Annotated in this window: 12 protein-coding genes; 8 read left to right on the top strand and 4 right to left on the bottom strand. The window is 34.0% G+C overall.

The window, feature by feature from the left end; translation table 11 throughout:
- The first annotated feature begins 170 nt into the window (after window positions 1-170).
- From aroC to KCG49_RS03740, 7 genes are all read left to right on the top strand, one after another.
- On the top strand, window positions 171-1,241 hold the full coding sequence (aroC, locus tag KCG49_RS03770) for a chorismate synthase (RefSeq protein WP_218544845.1): 1,071 nt from the start codon (window positions 171-173) through the stop codon (window positions 1,239-1,241).
- 134 nt (window positions 1,242-1,375) lie between these two features.
- The gene (locus tag KCG49_RS03765) at window positions 1,376-2,701 is read left to right on the top strand and encodes a dicarboxylate/amino acid:cation symporter (protein WP_218544844.1); all 1,326 of its coding nucleotides are present in this window, start codon (window positions 1,376-1,378) and stop codon (window positions 2,699-2,701) included.
- Between the two features lie 145 nt (window positions 2,702-2,846).
- Window positions 2,847-3,884 carry a glutathione synthase gene (gene gshB / locus KCG49_RS03760; RefSeq protein ID WP_218544843.1) on the top strand — a complete coding sequence of 346 codons (1,038 nt, stop codon included), beginning with the start codon at window positions 2,847-2,849 and terminating at the stop codon, window positions 3,882-3,884.
- A 10-nt stretch (window positions 3,885-3,894) separates the two neighbouring features.
- A complete protein-coding gene (locus KCG49_RS03755) occupies window positions 3,895-4,725 on the top strand; it encodes a hypothetical protein (protein WP_218544842.1) in 831 nt (276 codons plus the stop codon).
- Window positions 4,726-4,742: 17 nt separating this feature from the next.
- On the top strand, window positions 4,743-5,078 hold the full coding sequence (locus KCG49_RS03750) for a hypothetical protein (RefSeq protein ID WP_218544841.1): 336 nt from the start codon (window positions 4,743-4,745) through the stop codon (window positions 5,076-5,078).
- On the top strand, window positions 5,078-5,908 hold the full coding sequence (locus KCG49_RS03745; RefSeq protein ID WP_218544840.1) for an N-formylglutamate amidohydrolase: 831 nt from the start codon (window positions 5,078-5,080) through the stop codon (window positions 5,906-5,908). The genes KCG49_RS03750 and KCG49_RS03745 overlap by 1 nt, the downstream gene beginning before the upstream one ends.
- A complete protein-coding gene (locus KCG49_RS03740; RefSeq protein WP_218544839.1) occupies window positions 5,908-7,068 on the top strand; it encodes a peptidase MATCAP family protein in 1,161 nt (386 codons plus the stop codon). The genes KCG49_RS03745 and KCG49_RS03740 overlap by 1 nt, the downstream gene beginning before the upstream one ends.
- Window positions 7,069-7,383: 315 nt before the next feature.
- Here the strand turns inward: KCG49_RS03740 and KCG49_RS03735 are convergent, their stop codons facing one another.
- From KCG49_RS03735 to KCG49_RS03725, 3 genes are all read right to left on the bottom strand, one after another.
- Window positions 7,384-9,288 carry a mucoidy inhibitor MuiA family protein gene (locus KCG49_RS03735; RefSeq protein ID WP_218544838.1) on the bottom strand — a complete coding sequence of 635 codons (1,905 nt, stop codon included), beginning with the start codon at window positions 9,286-9,288 and terminating at the stop codon, window positions 7,384-7,386.
- 362 nt (window positions 9,289-9,650) lie between these two features.
- Complete coding sequence (locus tag KCG49_RS03730; RefSeq protein WP_218544837.1) at window positions 9,651-10,073, bottom strand: thiol-disulfide oxidoreductase DCC family protein; 423 nt, start codon at window positions 10,071-10,073, stop codon at window positions 9,651-9,653.
- Window positions 10,074-10,322: 249 nt separating this feature from the next.
- Window positions 10,323-12,491, bottom strand: coding sequence for an endonuclease MutS2 (locus tag KCG49_RS03725; protein ID WP_218544836.1), 2,169 nt, complete (start codon window positions 12,489-12,491; stop codon window positions 10,323-10,325).
- A 94-nt stretch (window positions 12,492-12,585) separates the two neighbouring features.
- On the opposite strand from KCG49_RS03725, the gene KCG49_RS03720 reads away from it, so the two are divergent.
- Window positions 12,586-13,260, top strand: coding sequence for a uracil-DNA glycosylase (locus tag KCG49_RS03720; RefSeq protein ID WP_218544835.1), 675 nt, complete (start codon window positions 12,586-12,588; stop codon window positions 13,258-13,260).
- 380 nt (window positions 13,261-13,640) lie between these two features.
- On the opposite strand, the gene KCG49_RS03715 is transcribed toward KCG49_RS03720, so the two are convergent.
- Window positions 13,641-14,495, bottom strand: coding sequence for a substrate-binding domain-containing protein (locus tag KCG49_RS03715; protein WP_218544834.1), 855 nt, complete (start codon window positions 14,493-14,495; stop codon window positions 13,641-13,643).
- Window positions 14,496-14,537: the final 42 nt, after the last annotated feature.

The following is a 14,537-nucleotide window of genomic DNA, read 5'->3' as shown; positions in this document are numbered from 1 at the left end:
CAACAACTCATATTAACAAGATGTCAAGGCACAATTAATTAACCATAAGGAAAATGTTAAGCTAACGTTACGAGAGTTGTCTCGTTAAATATTGATTTTGGTTCGCAAAAATCCCATTGCGATTTTTGTTTCTGTGATAATACAATTACATTAGCGTAAAATAAGTTTTAATGGCAGGAAATTCCTTCGGAAAATTGTTTAAGCTCACCACTTTTGGTGAATCTCATGGAAAGGCTATTGGTGGAATTATAGATGGTTGTCCTTCAGGTTTAAAATTAAATATCGAAGCCATTCAAAATGAATTAAATAGGCGTAAACCTGGACAATCTAAAATTGTTACGCAACGTAAAGAACCTGATACTGTGGAATTCTTATCAGGTATTTTTGAAGGACAAACTACAGGAACTCCAATAGGTTTTGTAATTCATAATACCAATCAAAAATCCAAAGACTATTCGCATATAAAGGATGTTTATCGCCCTAGCCATGCCGATTATACTTACGATAAAAAGTATGGTGTACGCGATTACAGGGGAGGAGGAAGAAGCTCTGCACGTGAAACTGCTTGTCGTGTTGTGGCAGGAGCGATTGCAAAGCAGTTTTTAACAACTATTAAAATTAATGCGTTTACCTCTTCTGTTGGCGATATTTTTATTGATAAACCCTATCAAGATTTAGATTTCTCTAAGATAGAATCTAATGTTATTCGTTGTCCTGATGAAGCTTCGGCAGAAAAAATGATAGCAAAAGTACAAGAGGTGAAAAAGCAAGGCGATACTATTGGCGGTACAATAACTTGCGTATTGCAAAACGTACCTGTTGGATTGGGAGAACCAGTTTTTGATAAACTACACGCAGAACTAGGTAAAGCAATGTTGTCTATAAATGCTGTAAAAGGCTTTGAATATGGTAGTGGTTTTTGTGGTGCTAAAATGAAAGGCAGCGAACACAACGATCAATTTAACGAAAATGGCACTACAAAGACTAATTTATCTGGTGGTGTACAAGGTGGTATTTCTAATGGTATGGATATTTACTTTAGAGTGGCATTTAAACCTGTAGCAACGACACTTCAAAAACAAGACACCATAAATAGTAAAGGCGAAACTGTAGAAATGCAAGGAAAGGGAAGACACGATCCTTGTGTAGTGCCAAGGGCGGTGCCGATTGTTGAAGCTATGGCTGCTTTGGTTTTGGCGGATTACACACTCCTTCGATGGCAAGAGTCTAGAGATTGGTAGTAGTTCCTATATGTCACATTGAGCTTGTGCTTTAGCGAGTTTATTGAACTGTCGAAGAGAGAGTGGTAATCTAAGAGTAAATTGATTTTAACTAAACAAAACTCCCTTTCCTTGGGAAAGGGTTACGGATAGGAATGAAAAAACTAGCATTACACTGGAAGATTATTATAGGAATGGTACTCGGTATCATTTTTGGATTTATAATGAATTCCGTAAGTGGTCAACAATTTGTAACGGACTGGATAGCTCCCTTTGGCACCATATTTATCAATCTCCTAAAATTGATTGCAGTGCCTTTGATATTGGCTTCTTTGATTAAAGGTATTTCTGATTTAAAAGACATTTCAAAAATCAGGGATATGGGTTTACGCACAATTTCAATTTATATAGGAACAACTTTGGTGGCCATTATAATTGGACTTTCAATAGTAAATTTGGTCAAACCAGGGACTGGGATGCCACAAGAGACTATTGAAAAAATAAAAATGAAATACGAAAATGATGCTGGAGTCACTGATAAATTAGCAAAAGCAAGTGCTCAGAAAGATGCTGGTCCGTTACAGGCTTTAGTAGATATATTTCCGAGCAATATATTTCAGGCTATGGGAGAAGCCAAAATGCTTCAGGTGATTTTCTTTGCACTTTTTGTCGGGATTTGTTTGTTGCTCATTGGAGAGAAGCAAGCTAAGCCTATGATTGATATTTTTGATTCGCTCAACGAAGTCGTCATGAAGATGGTAGATCTCATTATGTTGTTTGCTCCTTATGCAGTTTTCGCATTAATGGCAAATGTGATTATTGCATTTGATGATACCGAAATTCTGTTGAAACTGTTGCAGTATGCGCTGTGTGTAGTCGGAGGTCTTTTGCTAATGATCGGGTTTTACTTAATTTTGATTAAAGTATTCACTAAAAAATCACCGTTTTGGTTTTTAAATAAAATCAGTCCTGCACAGCTATTGGCTTTTTCAACCAGTAGTAGTGCGGCAACATTGCCTGTAACTATGGAGCGTGTAGAAGAGCATTTGGGTGTAGATAAAGAAGTCTCAGGTTTTGTGCTGCCAGTTGGGGCTACAGTAAATATGGATGGTACGAGTTTATATCAAGGTATAGCAGCTGTATTTATCATGCAAGTCATATGGCCAGAAGGATTAACATTTACCAATCAATTAGTAATTGTGTTAACGGCTTTATTGGCTTCAATAGGAAGTGCAGCAGTGCCGAGTGCAGGTATGGTAATGCTTGTGATTGTGTTAGAATCTATTGGTTTTCCTGCAGAATTATTACCGATAGGTTTGGCTTTAATTTTTGCTGTCGATAGACCTTTGGATATGTGCAGAACAGTAGTTAATGTTACAGGAGATGCTACAGTTTCTATGATGGTGGCTAAATCTTTGGACAAGCTTCATGATAATCCTAAGCCCAAAGAATGGGATGACAATTACGATGAGGTAAAATAAGCAGTGAACAAGTTCATTTAAGCTTTGAGAATCACTTATTCTGGGTTTGTCTCAGAATATTATCACTTTTCAGTAGTTTTGTATCGTAAAGTATTTGCTTATTTTTACTTAGAAAGAATTTCTTAATCAACTAAAAGATATTTAGATGAATATTTGCTTTATAATGTATCCTTGGGAAGATATAGACCCGGAAAACGATACAAGTCTGGCCTTAATAAAAGAATGTGCAAAGCGAGATCACGGTGTAGCTATGTGTACGCCTGCTAATCTTACCATTAGGGATAGCGTTACCAATGCATTTTGTAACGTCATTGGCAGAATGGATAAAGTACCTTCTACGCTAAAATCGTTTTATAATAAAGTAAAACTTAGAGAAGAAATGCTTCCATTGGCAGGGTTTGATGCTATATTCTTTAGAGCCAATCCGCCTTTAGACCCTTTGATGCTTAATTTTTTAGATTCAGTAAAGGATGATGTTTTTATCGTTAATTCTTTACAGGGTATGCGAGAGGCCAATAATAAATTGTATACAGCAGCTTTTGGCGATGCGCACAGCAATATTATTCCGAATACTCACGTATCTAAAAACAAAAAGTATTTAGTGCAGCAGATTAAAGAATCAAAAGCTGATAAAATGATACTAAAACCTCTAAACGGTTTTGGTGGTTCGGGTGTAATTCTTATTGAAAAATCGGCCATGAATAATATTAACTCACTGTTAGATTTCTATATTTCAACTGGAGATGGAGGATCTAATTATGTCATTTTGCAAGATTATATAGAAGGAGCAGACCAAGGCGATGTTAGGATTTTGTTGTTGAATGGCGAGCCTGTAGGAGCGATGAAGCGTATACCAGGTTCTGATGATCATCGTTCTAATGTGTCAGCTGGTGGTAGTATTGCCAAGCATACGCTGACAAAAGCAGAAAGAGCTTTGTGTAAGCAAATAGGGCCTAAATTGGTAAAAGATGGACTATACTTTGTAGGTATAGATGTTATTGGCGGAAAGTTGGTAGAAGTCAATGTGATGTCTCCTGGTGGAATTACATACATCAACAAAGTCTATAAAAATAAACGAAGAGTTGAAGAAAAAGTTATTGACTTTTTAGAAAGCAAGGTCATTGACCAGTTACAAGCTTTTGATAGACGTGCTCGATTACGTAAAGCTGTTGATGAAGCATAATTGGTATTAAATGAATCTTTTCAATTCAAAAAAAAGACTATTTAAAGTAATCATTTTAATAGTTTTAATTGTCGTTTGTTTTGGAGTAGTAAAATCTAAAGCATTCAATGATTGTTACAGTACATACCAATGGGAAAAGAACAGGATATCCAACCAAAATCTACAGGTATATTCTGAATTGGATGCATTGAAGATCGGCGATTATATTCAATTTGAAAATATAGAAGGATTTAAAGCTAAAAAAACATACAACTGCGCAAGAGTTATCGAAATTGCAAACGATTCTGTAACCATAGTTCCTTTTAATTTTATGACAAGTATAAAACTAAAGGATATAGACCGTCATTTTTCTCGGGAGAAAGAAAAGCTAAAAGTCGTTAAACTAAGCCGTAAGGATTTAGCAGATGGTGTATGTGATAACTATATTCCGTTAATTGGCTTTACATTTTGCGGAATACAACTTTTAGATTCAGAGGAAAAGCTAAGATTATCAAGCATTAATAATGCTAATGAACCTATAATTAGATTTTCTGATTTAGATGTTAAAGATTCCGGTAAGTTCTACATGTCGTTCTATAATGTAGGACAACCAATTTATATGCAAAATATAAAAGCATCACATAACACCATTAGTTTTTTCCAAAAGCACAAATTTCCCTATTTTATCGGTAAAAAAGACTCTAGAAACAGTCATTTTGCGGTAGCTGGAAATGGTTGGGATAAAAGCTTAGACATATCGATAGAATTTACTGTAAAGGTAGATACTTTAAGTAGCAAAATATATACTTATAGGTTATCAACCCAAGGAGAATCAACAAATAAGTTTGAACATATATATTAAACCCTAATGTTATAATAATGAAATCAATCGACTGGACCAAAGACGAGTTGTTGGCTTATATCTTATTGTTTGCGGCTAATGCAGACTTTAAGGAAACTGCCAATGAGCAAAAACTAATTTTATCTAAAGTAGATATTGACACATTCCTTGATATAAAGGAAGAATTTGAAAACGACAACGATTATCAAGGCCTAAAAAAGATAATGACTAGTTTAGAGCAACACCATTACGGAAAAGATGACATAGATATTCTTATCGAAGATATTAAGGTGTTATTTTTTGTGGATGACGAATACACGGTTCTTGAGCAAAATATGCTGTTGGCATTAAAACGGTTATTTAAAGCAGTATAATGGATCGACTTTCAGTTCAACAAATCATATCTAAAATAGAAAACGAGGAAACGTTTTCTGCGGTTTCAGAAGATTATGCATTTACACTTAAAATAAGTAAATATGTACCTTATGCCTGTGGTGCTGTGCATGATGGTCATCAGTTTCGAAAAGACCTATGGAACAATTGCTTACATTCTGAATATGACAGATGGTACGAGGAAGACCCGGAAACTAAGAGTATGGTGATTTCGCACCCTATTGTAATTGCAGGATGTGACTCTCGTTTTGAATACGACCTTAATCGCGATCCTGAGAATGCCGTTTTTGATACCGCTTGGGGAAAGCAACTTTGGAAAAATCCTTTACCAAAGAAGGAAAAAGAAAAAAGTTTACAAAAGCACACTAACTTTTATAAAGTTGTGAACGCTTTAATTGCTAAGCTTGAAGAAAAATTTGGTGTATGCATCGTTTACGATATGCACAGCTACAATTGGCAACGTTGGGATAGGGAAGTACCTACTTGGAATTTAGGGACTACCAATATTGATAATGAACGTTTTGGAGTACAAGTTGAAACCTGGAGACAAGCTTTGGCGGGTATCCAATTGCCACATGGCATTAAACAAACTGCTAAGGTTAATGACACTTTTCAAGGCAATGGATATTTCCTAAAATATATTACCAACAACTTTAAGAACACCTTAGTTTTGGCAACCGAAATAGCAAAAGTATACTGCGATGAATATAAGCAGATAAATTATCCAGAAGTGGTAGCCGCTGTTGAAAAACAATTACAAACACTTTTGCCAAAGCATGCTAACGAATTTTACAATACCTTTAAAGAATAATGTCCCAAATTAAAACAACGGAAGAGTTTCAAGATTTATTTGATATCGATTCCAATCTTAACCGATTAGTGAGAAATATTGAACTGCTTAATTATATCAATCCATTAAATATAGCTTCAGAAAAGAAAAAATTCTTTGCTTCAAAATATAATTACGAGCCAGCATTTAAATATAAAAAAGTACGATTCAACGGGTATAAGTTGCATCGTTTGTTTTTTTCGCAACGTTTGGAACGCATAGAAGATGAAGATATACGGCAGTTGTATGAAGACATTATCTATGAATATTCGGGTTTAATTGAGTGTGTAGAGACAATTGGTCAAGGCAGAAAATTTTACTTTAATAGTTTAAAGAGCTTTGGTACACCAACTGAAAAGGATATTGAAAATGCGAAGTTTATTTTTCGTTTTGATGACTCTGAATTTGATGAAGAAATGCTTCCTATGTACAATGCCAGTGAGGCCAAAGATTATTTTGAAGAATTTTCTAAACGTTACAGTTTTAAATATAACATAAAGATATCCAATAATCTTTCTGCAGCAGCCATGGTGCTTAATAATATACAAACTTTGGTGCTCAAAAAGAGCCATAAGTATAGCTTAAATCAACTAAAAGTACTTACGAATCACGAGATTGGCGTACACATGGTCACGACATTTAATGCCTTGGATCAACCCCTAAATATATTTTCTAATGGATTGCCAAATAACGTTGAGACACAAGAAGGTTTAGCTGTTTATGCCGAATTTATGAGTGGTTGTTTAACCATTGAGCGTTTAAAAGAGTTGGCATTTAGGGTCATTGCGGTAGATAGCCTAAATAAAGGTTACAGTTTTTCTGATACGTTTCATTTATTGCACAATCAGCATAAACTGAATAGAGATAAGGCTTTTGGAATTACACTTAGAGTCCATAGAGGAGGTGGTTTTACAAAAGATCATTTGTACCTAAGAGGCTTACGCAACATATACAAATACGCCAAAGCAAAATATGATTTAGGTATATTGCTCACAGGAAAAGTAAGTCAGGAATATATACCAACAATAAAAAAATTACAAGATTTGGGATTAGCATTTGAGCCAACATATTTTACAGATGCTTATGATACCAATGATAACACCAACCCGAATTTAGATTTTATCTTGAAGAGTTTAAAGTAAATATGCCAATGAACTCATTAGGTGTTTAGACTTCAATTTTAGAGTAAAAACCCCAAAGCTAAATGTTTCCGTTTATCATTAGCTGACACCATAGAAGAGGTTAGACAAGTCTCTTTATAGAATTTAACTCGTTCCCAACTAACAGAAGCTAGGGTTAAATTAACATCATTTTGCTTTGAGGTTCAGAATTACTAAGCTTAAAAACCATTAACTTAAAAATAAGCTTAAATCTAAGGTACTACAATTGTTTCAACAAAAAAACCAATACTGAGTGTACTGGTTTTTTTGGATAAGTAAACGTGATGTTTTAATAAGTTAAAGGTTAACCCGTTTTCCTTTTGGATATTTTACGGAATATGAGTGCTCAACCTTATCGGTTTCACCTGGTTCTAAATTAAAAACCCATTTCAGAATACCTTTTTCCTTATCATATTCTGAGGTGCCAGTTTCAATATCATCGAGTTTAATAGATTTATTTTGAGTAATGGGAACTCTATCCATAAGTGTTAATTGAATTTTTGATTGTTTGTTGTTTCTAAGTTCAACTTCAAAACCTTTGTAAACAACTTTATTGTTTCCAATAAATGTGGTTTTCTTAAAGTCATTACGTTGTGTGCGTTTTACAATGATATTCGGATCCACTCCAAGAGAAATTGTTAAACTATCTGTAGTTGCTCCTGGATTTATATTTGTTTTACCAGAATAACTACCTTCAAAATATACATTGGCTTCTGCAGGTAACAGATTATACTGTTCCCAGTTACCGATTTTTGCAGTTAAGAATACATTTTCGTTTAAAACAGGTGCTGTAAAGTACTCGTAATTTGCTGGTACACTGAACCTGTCCACTTCAATAACGGTTACATCACCATCGGACGGTATGCTATATGTTTTATCGATTTTAAAGTTGGTATTTGTTATTCCTGTTTCAATTATATTGCCATTAAACGTATAGTTTATGGGTTCTACGTAAGGCTGTTCTTCAAAATCATCCTCATCTATCATTTGCTGTACTGCGTTGGTGCCGTTAAGTTTCTCTTTTTTGATGCCATAAGCAACTACAACAACCTCTTCTAATGTATTATTTTCATCTAGCGCTACATTCATTGTACTGGAGTGAATAGGGAGCTCTTCGGTTTTCATACCTACATAAGAAAATATTAATGTGTTACCAGTAGAAGTTTTTAAGGTGTAACGCCCATCAAAATCTGTTTGTACACCATTAGAAGTCCCTTTTTCAATAATGTTAGCACCAGGCAAAGGTAACCCATCGCTCGAAGTTGTTACGACACCAGTAACCGTCTTTACCAACGGATTATATTTATAATTATAATTTCTTGTGGCACGCTGCGATTGGTAATTACTATATGCACTAACAAAGTTTAAGTATTTAGGGTTAACTATTGGTTTTTCATTGTTGGTATTTGGGTCTCCAGTAGAGAGTACTAGATTTACACCATTCCAATCGCAACCAGAATTTTGATAAACGTGCGCTTTGTATTCTAAGTTTATTGGTTCATTGATTTTATCGGCTTTTAAATCGTAAATAGGAAACCATCCGGCATTTTCTATATTGTAACTTATTTTTAGGTCTAAACCTATTGGTTTGTCACTGTTTAGTTTTAGGGTTATTTCTCCGGTTTGCACTTTTTCATCAACATTAAATTCTACGAGTTGTTGCTTTATATTTACTTGTTTTTTTTCATAACTTTCAATCATACGATTAGATTTGTGAATCGCCATTTTTAGCTCGGTAATTCTTTCTCTGTAGTAGGTGGCAAAAGTTTTTAACTGCTCTAGACTTACCACTTTAGTTGCATTGCCAAGTTTTTTATTACTTTGAATAAGGCTCACTTCTTCATTATAGCCAGAAATTGAATCGTATTGATTTTGAATTTTACCTTTAAGTACTTTTAGTTCGTCTTTTAAAGCTGTGATGGAGTCATTCTGCTTTTGTTTAGACAAATAATTTATGCCATAGTTAATAGATAGTATAGAAGCTTTTTTTAGCCCAGAAATTTGTATGCTACTTTCTTCAATATGAGGTGACAAAGCATTAAATGTAAATTCTGAAGTACCAGATTTTAAACTTACGCGAGCTGTTCGGTTGATTTCTGCACCATCGAGATAGACAGTTACATTTGTAATTTTACTTTCTGTTTGGGCACTTATCCATTGTATACTCAAAAGAAAGTATAGAAGTTTTAATACGTTTTTCATAATAGCTTAGAGTTTTAGTTTTATCAAAACTATTATGGTGTATATAAACTCAAAACTTAAAATGAGTATACGATTGAATATAAAAGGTAAACCCTACGTTTCAATTAGCGAGCTTTGAACTTTTGATGCTCCTTATGGATATTATTTGCACTTTTAACTTTTAAAACAATTATAAATGGACTTATATCGATTTTTTTTATGTAGTAGTAGATGGTACTTTATTTTTGAACAAACAAAACCATGTGCTATTAACCAATTCGTTATCATCCCTCTATACGAATTGAATTTTGTTTAAGTTAAATTAGTTTTAAGTAAGTTGTTAATTTAAGAAGCCTTTTAGAATGGATACTAAAAGGCTTTTTTTATTCAAGAAACTTAGATTTTAATTCTGGTGTTGGTATCATGCACGCATCTTTTTTGCCGTACCATTTGTAGCGATTTTTGGCCACGTAGTCATATACCCAATTGCGTATCAATTTAGGTACAATGAAAAATACAGCCATTAGTTTAGTTGGGAAACTTAGCTGCTTTGCTACTTGCAGCGCTGCACTAGATTTGTGATATATCTTTCTTTCTTTAGGTTTATAAAGTATAATTGAGTCTGTTTTAGCAGTGTCTATGTTAAACTCATTAATGATTGACTCACCAATTTCGCTCTGTAACGGAGCAAATAGAAACGCATTATTTGTATCGCGCTTTATAACATATAAAACACTGCTGTTGCATAAGTTACAAACACCATCAAACAGAATTAATTGCTTATCTTTTGGTATGTTATCTATCACAATGCAAAGATAAGCCTTATGCTTATAGTGTATTTAAAAATTGCGTTAAATACTCTTCTTTGCTTAACACCAATTTTTTCTTTAAGCGGTATTTGGATTTTAATACGCTATCCGGTAGTACATTGAGCATTGATGCAATTTCTTTAGTAGATAGATTCATACGTAAAAACGGGGCCAGTCGGATTTCAAGTATTTTTTAGAAAACAAAAAAATCAAGATAACTTTAGCTTAAAGCAGTATAATTTAAGGTTATTTATTTTTAGCCTCAACCAATTCTAATAAATCCAAATTTACGTTAGTCGTGAAAACGCCATAGTTTACTATGGCTTTTCCTTTTTCTATATTGTCAATACTACCAACGGCTTTACCATCGTACATCCTAACACGATCGCCAACTTTTAACACAGGTTTTGGTTTTTCGACAACAACTTCCTTCTTTTTTGCAGCTTTTTTCTTTTTACGGATCACTGCAACTTTCTTTTCAGCCTCTGCTTTCACCTGTTTTTCTTTCGCTTTTTCAGCACGCTTCTGTTTGGTTGAAAGCTTTTTGCGTTTGGAATTCTCAATCTGTACCAACCGAAATAATTCTGCCATTAACTCACGCTTCTTTTTATTATTCTGAAATTTTTCAGCTAAGTCATTAACTTTCTGGCCTAGATATATTAAGCGTTGATTAGTATCGTACAATTCTTGAAAGCTTTCCAATTTCTTTTGGATTTTAGCATTGGTTTCTTCAAGTTTTTCGGCCTCAGAAAGTTTCTTTTTTTCATTAGCTTTTAAAGATTGCTCAGTGCGTTCTAGTTTACTGCGTTCTTTTTGGAGCTTGGCAATAGTAGCATCAAAACGTACTTTGCCACGTTCAATCTTCTTTTTAGATTTATTGATTAAACTATATGGAATGCCATTTTTCTGAGCCACTTCGAACGTAAAAGAGCTACCTGCTTGTCCCGTAACCAATTTGTACATGGGTTCCAAACTTCGCTCGTTAAACAACATATTTGCGTTTTGCATGTGTGGTAACTCGTTGGCCAATAATTTTAGGTTGGAGTAGTGGGTTGTAATAATTCCGAAGGCTTTTCTATCGTAGAAAACTTCAAGAAAAGTTTCAGCCAATGCACCACCAAGCTCAGGATCACTACCGGTTCCAAATTCATCAATTAAGAATAAGGTTTTAGAGTTGCACTTTTTTAAGAAATAGTTCATTTGTTTTAAGCGATAGCTATACGTACTTAAATGATTTTCTATAGATTGATTGTCGCCAATGTCACTCAAAACCCTTTCAAATAAACAAACTTTACTACGCTCATGTACAGGAATCAACATAGCACTTTGTAGCATTACCTGTAATAAACCAACAGTTTTTAGGGTAATACTTTTTCCACCTGCATTTGGTCCCGAAATTACGATGATTCGGTTCTCTTCATTTAGTCCAATAGTTTGCGGAAACGTTTTTTCTCCTTTTTCTTTATTGGTTAAATAGAGCAGTGGGTGATATGCATCTTTTATAAAAATGTGTCGCTCGTTGGATATTTCTGGTAGAATGGCTTCCATACTGCGAGCATATTTTGCCTTAGCGGCAATAACATCAATTTTGGTTAGAAATGTTTGATAGTCATTTAAAAGGGGTAAGAACAAACGAACAAAATCTGTAAGCTCTTTAAGGATTTTAATAACTTCTTCTTTTTCTTCGTACTCTAAGTTATTGAGTTCTCGGGTGTGTTGTAGTGTAGTTTCTGGCTCTATATAAACAATACTGCCAGTTTTGCTGCCGCCCATTATAGCACCTTTAACTTTACGACGGTACATGGCTTTAACCGCTAGTACGCGTCTGTTGTCTACCACAGATTCTCTAATGTCATCTAAATAATCTAGACCATGATATCGATTTAAGGCCGAAGAAAAACTACTGTTTATTTTCCCTTTTAGCTTGTTTATTTCACGTCTCAATTCCTCTAGTTGTGGAGAAGCGTTATCTTTTATATCACCAAAACGATCCACAACATTGTCTATTTGTTCGATTATGGCTGTAGTTATTTCTATATACTTACTGTATTGTTGCAGTTTTGGGTAGTAGTCTTTAAACTTTTCTAAGAACTTAACAATACTGTTGGCCGTAAGCGAAATACTTACCAATTTCTGAAGACTGGAAATTTCTAGATATGTGCTTTCAATATTTAAAAGTTTGAGTTCTTTTGAGATGGGTTCAAAACCATGATTAGGTATTCTATTTTCATTGTCAAATGAAGAATGATATTCATTGACATAATCCAATTCTCGAATAAGCTGAGCTTCAACTTCAATAGGGCGTGTGGCTAAGGAAGCCTCTTTTCCCAAAGCTGTAATAGTATACTCGCTAATTTGTTCTAAAACCGTATAAAACTCTAAGTCTTTTAAGGTTTTTTCATGAATTCGTATCATGGAATGTTATAACTTCTAAAGTTGCAAATTTAGGTTAAATAATATGATATGACCAACGACAATAAATCCTTATTTTTGATGTAAAATCTATGGTATGAATGTAGACATACATCAGAGTTGGAAACCTTACCTTCAGGCTGAATTCGACAAGCCTTATTTTAAGGATTTAGTTGAATTTGTAAAAATGGAATACACAACACATAAGTGCTTTCCAAAAGGATCTGATATTTTTAATGCTTTTAATCATTGTTCTTTTGATGATGTTAAAGTCGTCATCATAGGTCAAGATCCATATCACGGAATGGGTCAGGCAAATGGATTATGCTTCTCTGTTAGTGATGGTATAGCTCATCCACCTTCACTTATTAATATTTTTAAAGAGCTTGAGCAAGATTTAGGTTTTCCTTATCCTAAAAGTGGAAATCTAATACCATGGGCAGATCAAGGTGTACTGTTATTAAATGCTACATTAACTGTGAGAGCCCATCAAGCTGGTAGTCATCAAAACAAGGGCTGGGAGCAATTTACCGATGCTGTCATTCAAATTATTAGTCAAAAAAAACAAAACGTAGTGTTTTTACTTTGGGGTGGATTTGCCAAAAAGAAAAAGAAACTTATAAACACGGCTATTCATTCTATTTTAGAAACAGGTCATCCATCTCCGCTGAGTGCAAATAGAGGTTACTGGTTTGGCAATAAACATTTTAGTAAAACTAACTCCCTGTTGCAGCAAGTTGGCGTGTCCGTAATCGAGTGGCAGCTAAAGTAGTTGTCGTAGGTTTTTGATTGCGTATCACAGTTGGTTTTTTATTCTCAGCTTTTTTAGGAGTTTTATTGCAACTAAAAATTAGCAATAAAAAGTTAACACAGACCAAAAAAGACAAAATCAAGGTAATGGTTATAATCATAAATTTGTTCTTAATAGTGTTGTTAATAGCTAAGACTTGGTTAAAACAAATGTAACTAAAAATTTGAAATAGTGAAAGTTATAAACATAAACTGTAAGATTTAACTTTAAATGTTTTAAGAAGAATTAACACGCTTTATCAATATTTACTGGTACTTTGGCGTTTTTTGTACCCTAAAAAAAAATGAGAAAATCACATTTAAAATGTTAATTAATGACTGTTTTACCAATCGATTTCTTGACTAAAGGATGTGAGTTAAGTCTTTATAACTAATTTTTTTTGGAATGATATTTAAGTCAAAAAGTTGTTTTTGCACATTTTCAATTGTCTTTTTATCAATTATATCTTGTGACCATTCTGTGAGTGAAAGCCACTCCTGTACATCTTCTAATTCTTGTTCGTAGCGATTTGCAATTGTTCTGTCAATACTTGGTATGGATTTAAATTCTGTAGTTGTTTGGTTGATAATTTGTAGAATAGTTATTAAATCATTGTTATTGTTCTCAATGAACTCTTCTCGCACTGCAATAACAAAGCAAGGCCATGGTGAAGGGCAATTATCTATTCTTCTAAAGGTACCATCATCAACTAAAGGTTTTGTAGTGAATTTCTCCCACATAAAATAGTCTGCATCACCATCTGTAAGACCTTTTACGGCACCATCAAGATTTTTAATAACCTCAAAGTTGAGATCTTTTTCTAAATTCCAATCATGATTTTTTGCATTGATGTACGCCATTAAATGTGAGCCAGAACCATAACGACTTATCGCTGCTCTAGTCCCTTTAATGTCTTCAATAGTTTTAAATTTTGAATCTTTAGCAACATGGATTCCCCATATCAAAGGAGTCTCGACAAAAGTTTGAACTATTTTTGAGGGGTTGCCAGCTATTATATCCTTAACGATACCTTCAGTAAGAATTACTGCCATATCTATGTCTCCAGAGCGTAAACCTTTACACATTTCTCCGGTACCACCATAGTAGTCATGCCAACGTAGATTTATATCTTCGGCTTTATATTCACCATTTTTAAGGGTTAAATACCAAGCCAAATTAAAATGCTCTGGTACACCACCTATATTTACTTTTTTCATTTATGCTGAATTTGCTTGTACTGAACTTGTTTCAGTATTTAT

Source organism: Winogradskyella luteola, assembly GCF_019203985.1.
Classification (GTDB): domain Bacteria; phylum Bacteroidota; class Bacteroidia; order Flavobacteriales; family Flavobacteriaceae; genus Winogradskyella; species Winogradskyella luteola.
Note: the sequence above shows the minus strand (reverse complement) of the source record. Positions and strands in the feature narration are given on the sequence as shown.

Coding starts and splice junctions, on each gene's coding strand:
- KCG49_RS03720 (WP_218544835.1), top strand. CDS start 12,586: ATGAATGTAGACATACATCAGAGTTGGAAACCTTACCTTCAGGCTGAA.
- KCG49_RS03740 (WP_218544839.1), top strand. CDS start 5,908: ATGTCCCAAATTAAAACAACGGAAGAGTTTCAAGATTTATTTGATATC.
- KCG49_RS03725 (WP_218544836.1), bottom strand. CDS start 12,491: ATGATACGAATTCATGAAAAAACCTTAAAAGACTTAGAGTTTTATACG.
- KCG49_RS03750 (WP_218544841.1), top strand. CDS start 4,743: ATGAAATCAATCGACTGGACCAAAGACGAGTTGTTGGCTTATATCTTA.
- KCG49_RS03735 (WP_218544838.1), bottom strand. CDS start 9,288: ATGAAAAACGTATTAAAACTTCTATACTTTCTTTTGAGTATACAATGG.
- KCG49_RS03715 (WP_218544834.1), bottom strand. CDS start 14,495: ATGAAAAAAGTAAATATAGGTGGTGTACCAGAGCATTTTAATTTGGCT.
- KCG49_RS03745 (WP_218544840.1), top strand. CDS start 5,078: ATGGATCGACTTTCAGTTCAACAAATCATATCTAAAATAGAAAACGAG.
- KCG49_RS03765 (WP_218544844.1), top strand. CDS start 1,376: ATGAAAAAACTAGCATTACACTGGAAGATTATTATAGGAATGGTACTC.
- gshB (WP_218544843.1), top strand. CDS start 2,847: ATGAATATTTGCTTTATAATGTATCCTTGGGAAGATATAGACCCGGAA.
- KCG49_RS03755 (WP_218544842.1), top strand. CDS start 3,895: ATGAATCTTTTCAATTCAAAAAAAAGACTATTTAAAGTAATCATTTTA.
- aroC (WP_218544845.1), top strand. CDS start 171: ATGGCAGGAAATTCCTTCGGAAAATTGTTTAAGCTCACCACTTTTGGT.